This window comes from Curtobacterium sp. MCBA15_008, assembly GCF_001865065.1.
Lineage (GTDB): Bacteria > Actinomycetota > Actinomycetes > Actinomycetales > Microbacteriaceae > Curtobacterium.
Genome location: NZ_MJGN01000004.1, coordinates 1 through 5,542, shown reverse-complemented (window position 1 = coordinate 5,542; position 5,542 = coordinate 1). Strand labels below are relative to the sequence as shown.

The following is a 5,542-nucleotide window of genomic DNA, read 5'->3' as shown; positions in this document are numbered from 1 at the left end:
AGTCCGGCGGCGTCCTACTCTCCCACAAGGTCCCCCTTGCAGTACCATCGGCGCTGAGAGGCTTAGCTTCCGGGTTCGGAATGTGACCGGGCGTTTCCCTCTCGCTATGACCACCGGAACACCTTCGACTTGACCTGTTACGGATCAAGAAAGCTGTCCCGCGCGTCGGCGCGGTATTCAGTTTCATGTTCCCGATCGTCTGTCGGGAACCACAAAGTGGACGCGAGCCCCACACCCGAAGGTGTGGGAAATAGTTGTGTTGTCAAGTCTTCGGCTTATTAGTACCGGTCAGCTCCACGGGTCGTTAGTCCCCGCTTCCACATCCGGCCTATCAACCCAGTAGTCTGCTGGGAGCCTCTCACACTCAAGGTGCATGGAAATCTCATCTCGAAGACGGCTTCCCGCTTAGATGCTTTCAGCGGTTATCCGGTCCGAACGTAGCTAATCAGCGGTGCCCTTGGCAGAACAACTGACACACCAGAGGTTCGTCCATCCCGGTCCTCTCGTACTAGGGATAGATCTTCTCAAATTTCCAACGCGCGCAGCGGATAGGGACCGAACTGTCTCACGACGTTCTAAACCCAGCTCGCGTACCGCTTTAATGGGCGAACAGCCCAACCCTTGGGACCTACTCCAGCCCCAGGATGCGACGAGCCGACATCGAGGTGCCAAACCATGCCGTCGATATGGACTCTTGGGCAAGATCAGCCTGTTATCCCCGAGGTACCTTTTATCCGTTGAGCGACAGCGCTTCCACAAGCCACTGCCGGATCACTAGTCCCGACTTTCGTCCCTGCTCGACCTGTCAGTCTCACAGTCAAGCTCCCTTGTGCACTTACACTCGCCACCTGATTGCCAACCAGGTTGAGGGAACCTTTGGGCGCCTCCGTTACTCTTTGGGAGGCAACCGCCCCAGTTAAACTACCCATCAGGCACTGTCCATGAACCCGATCAGGGTCCTACGTTAGACATCCAAAGTGACCAGAGTGGTATTTCAACAATGACTCCACGAACACTAGCGTGCCCGCTTCACAGTCTCCCACCTATCCTACACAAGCCACTCCGAACACCAATACCAAACTGTAGTAAAGGTCACGGGGTCTTTCCGTCCTGCTGCGCGTAACGAGCATCTTTACTCGTAGTGCAATTTCGCCGAGTTCGCGGTTGAGACAGCTGGGAAGTCGTTACGCCATTCGTGCAGGTCGGAACTTACCCGACAAGGAATTTCGCTACCTTAGGATGGTTATAGTTACCACCGCCGTTTACTGGGGCTTAAATTCAGAGCTTCGCCCAAAGGCTAACCCCTCCTCTTAACCTTCCAGCACCGGGCAGGCGTCAGTCCGTATACATCGTCTTGCGACTTCGCACGGACCTGTGTTTTTAGTAAACAGTCGCTTCCCACTGGTCTCTGCGGCCTTCAACGCTCACGGAGTAAATCCGGTCACGTGTCCGGCCCCCCTTCTCCCGAAGTTACGGGGGCATTTTGCCGAGTTCCTTAACCACGATTATCTCGATCTCCTTGGTATTCTCTACCTGACCACCTGAGTCGGTTTCGGGTACGGGCGGCTGCAACCTCGCGTCGATGCTTTTCTCGGCAGCATAGGATCACTGATTTCCCCTTACGGGTACGCGTCGGATCTCAGGCGTACAGACGACGGATTTGCCTATCGTCAGCCCTACATCCTTACACCAGGTTCACCTTACGGATACCATCGCCTGGCTCAGCTACCTTCCTGCGTCACACCTGTTCATACGCTAACCGCACCAGCATGGGTTCGAGCGTTAGACCGGACCGCATCACCCCGAAGGGATCCGCTGGAACCGGGTTAGGACTCTTAGCACCACTGGATTAGCTTGGGCGGTTGTTCGCCGGTACGGGAATATCAACCCGTTGTCCATCGACTACGCCTGTCGGCCTCGCCTTAGGTCCCGACTTACCCAGGGCGGATTAACCTGGCCCTGGAACCCTTGGTCTTTCGGAGGACGGGTTTCTCACCCGTCTTTCGCTACTCATGCCTGCATTCTCACTCGTGTAGCGTCCACGGCTGGATCACTCCGCCGCTTCACTCGCCACACGACGCTCTCCTACCACTCCGCACGACTGAACCACGAAGGCTTATCGAGTGTGCGAAATCTACAACTTCGGTGGTGTGCTTGAGCCCCGTTACATTGTCGGCGCGGAATCACTTGACCAGTGAGCTATTACGCACTCTTTCAAGGGTGGCTGCTTCTAAGCCAACCTCCTGGTTGTCTATGCAACTCCACATCCTTTCCCACTTAGCACACGCTTAGGGACCTTAGTTGGTAGTCTGGGTTGTTTCCCTCTCGACGATGAAGCTTATCCCCCACCGTCTCACTGCTGCGCTCTCACTCACCGGCATTCGGAGTTTGGCTGACGTCAGTAACCTGTTGAGGCCCATCGGCCATCCAGTAGCTCTACCTCCGGCGAGAAACACGCAACGCTGCACCTAAATGCATTTCGGAGAGAACCAGCTATCACGAAGTTTGATTGGCCTTTCACCCCTATCCACAGCTCATCCCCTCCATTTTCAACTGAAGTGGGTTCGGTCCTCCACGACGTCTTACCGTCGCTTCAACCTGGCCATGGATAGATCACTTCGCTTCGGGTCTAGGACATGCGACTGAAATCGCCCTATTCAGACTCGCTTTCGCTACGGCTGCCCCACACGGGTTAACCTCGCCACATATCACTAACTCGCAGGCTCATTCTTCAAAAGGCACGCCGTCACCCCTACAAGGAGGCTCCGACGGTTTGTAAGCAAACGGTTTCAGGTACTATTTCACTCCCCTCCCGGGGTACTTTTCACCTTTCCCTCACGGTACTTGTCCGCTATCGGTCATCTGGGAGTATTTAGGCTTATCAGGTGGTCCTGACAGATTCACACGGGATTTCTCGGGCCCCGTGCTACTTGGGATACACATCCGGCCATAACACCATTTCGTCTACGGGGCTATCACCCACTACGGCCCGGCTTTCCAACCAGTTCGACTATGATGCGCTGTAACCGCCCCAGTCCGGCAGAACTGAGCGACGTGTCCCACAACCCCGACCATGCAACGCCCGCCGGCTATCACACATGATCGGTTTAGCCTCATCCGCTTTCGCTCGCCACTACTCACGGAATCACATGTTGTTTTCTCTTCCTGTGGGTACTGAGATGTTTCACTTCCCCACGTTCCCTCTACCCGCCCTATATATTCAGGCGGGAGTCACCAGGTCACAAAAGCGCCCAGCGGGGTTTCCCCATTCGGAGATCCTCGGATCGAAGCTCGATTATCAGCTCCCCGAGGCTTATCGCAGATTTCTACGTCCTTCTTCGGCTCCAGATGCCAAGGCATCCACCGTTTGCTCTTAGAAACTTGACCACAAAGATTAAAATTGCGACCAACTCGTCAACAACAACCACCCGAAAGGGTGATCATCATCGCGAGTGATCTAAAAGATGCTCGCGTCCACTGTGTAGTTCTCAACATACGATCGGCACCACACTCCCCCAGCCCATCAGGCTGACTTCATGTGGCCCACCGAAGGACACCCACAAGCCAGTAACGACTCATGCGGCCCAACCCCCACCAACACCACCCTCACGGGCATGCGGCAGGAAGCCTGGTCCCTCAGGACCCAACAACGTGCACCAGCCAACAGCTCCACCCCGACCCCTTCCGACCCTGCAAGCAGGATGTACTAAGACCGGAAGCATCACTCCCGACTGCACTGTCAATGTTCCACCCATGAGCTACCGGCAACCACGTTCGGGTTACTCGGCGCCTGGATCCCAGCAAGCTGGAACCAGATGCTCCTTAGAAAGGAGGTGATCCAGCCGCACCTTCCGGTACGGCTACCTTGTTACGACTTAGTCCTAATCACCGATCCCACCTTCGACGGCTCCTTCCACAAGGGTTAGGCCACCGGCTTCGGGTGTTACCGACTTTCATGACTTGACGGGCGGTGTGTACAAGGCCCGGGAACGTATTCACCGCAGCGTTGCTGATCTGCGATTACTAGCGACTCCGACTTCATGAGGTCGAGTTGCAGACCTCAATCCGAACTGAGACCGGCTTTTTGGGATTCGCTCCACCTTACGGTATCGCAGCCCTTTGTACCGGCCATTGTAGCATGCGTGAAGCCCAAGACATAAGGGGCATGATGATTTGACGTCATCCCCACCTTCCTCCGAGTTGACCCCGGCAGTCTCCTATGAGTCCCCGCCATAACGCGCTGGCAACATAGAACGAGGGTTGCGCTCGTTGCGGGACTTAACCCAACATCTCACGACACGAGCTGACGACAACCATGCACCACCTGTACACCGACCACAAGGGGGCGACCATCTCTGGCCGTTTCCGGTGTATGTCAAGCCTTGGTAAGGTTCTTCGCGTTGCATCGAATTAATCCGCATGCTCCGCCGCTTGTGCGGGCCCCCGTCAATTCCTTTGAGTTTTAGCCTTGCGGCCGTACTCCCCAGGCGGGGCGCTTAATGCGTTAGCTACGACACAGAAACCGTGGAAAGGTCCCTACATCTAGCGCCCAACGTTTACGGCATGGACTACCAGGGTATCTAATCCTGTTCGCTCCCCATGCTTTCGCTCCTCAGCGTCAGTTACGGCCCAGAGATCTGCCTTCGCCATCGGTGTTCCTCCTGATATCTGCGCATTCCACCGCTACACCAGGAATTCCAATCTCCCCTACCGCACTCTAGTCTGCCCGTACCCACTGCAAGCCCGAGGTTGAGCCTCGGGATTTCACAGCAGACGCGACAAACCGCCTACGAGCTCTTTACGCCCAATAATTCCGGACAACGCTTGCACCCTACGTATTACCGCGGCTGCTGGCACGTAGTTAGCCGGTGCTTTTTCTGCAGGTACCGTCAAGAGCAAGCTCCCTTCTTCCCTACTAAAAGAGGTTTACAACCCGAAGGCCGTCATCCCTCACGCGGCGTTGCTGCATCAGGCTTTCGCCCATTGTGCAATATTCCCCACTGCTGCCTCCCGTAGGAGTCTGGGCCGTGTCTCAGTCCCAGTGTGGCCGGTCACCCTCTCAGGCCGGCTACCCGTCGTCGCCTTGGTGAGCCATTACCTCACCAACAAGCTGATAGGCCGCGAGTCCATCCCCAACCAAAAAATCTTTCCACCACCAGACCATGCGGCCGGCAGTCATATCCAGTATTAGACGTCGTTTCCAACGCTTATCCCAGAGTCAGGGGCAGGTTACTCACGTGTTACTCACCCGTTCGCCACTAATCCACCCAGCAAGCTGGGCATCATCGTTCGACTTGCATGTGTTAAGCACGCCGCCAGCGTTCGTCCTGAGCCAGGATCAAACTCTCCGTAAAAAATTACAACCAACACCGAAGTGCCAGCGAGTTGATTCTGACTGTTGACTGTCTACTGACAATCTTCAATCCAAAAGGAATTGTCTCCGACGATCACAACCGAAGTTGATCACGCACGGGGTCAATAAATTGGCATTGACAATGTGCACGCTGTTGAGTTCTCAAGGACCAGACGCACTCCCCGCTCG

General features: G+C 55.6%; 3 rRNA genes. All 3 read right to left on the bottom strand.

The features are described from left to right. Position 1 precedes the first annotated feature (1 nt). Positions 2-118: ribosomal RNA gene (gene rrf / locus BIU96_RS01880) — 5S ribosomal RNA — on the bottom strand. Positions 119-258: 140 nt separating this feature from the next. Next, positions 259-3,387, bottom strand: a 23S ribosomal RNA gene (locus BIU96_RS01875). Between the two features lie 439 nt (positions 3,388-3,826). After that, positions 3,827-5,354: ribosomal RNA gene (locus BIU96_RS01870) — 16S ribosomal RNA — on the bottom strand. The 16S, 23S and 5S rRNA genes sit together here, the layout of an rRNA operon. Positions 5,355-5,542 lie beyond the last annotated feature (188 nt).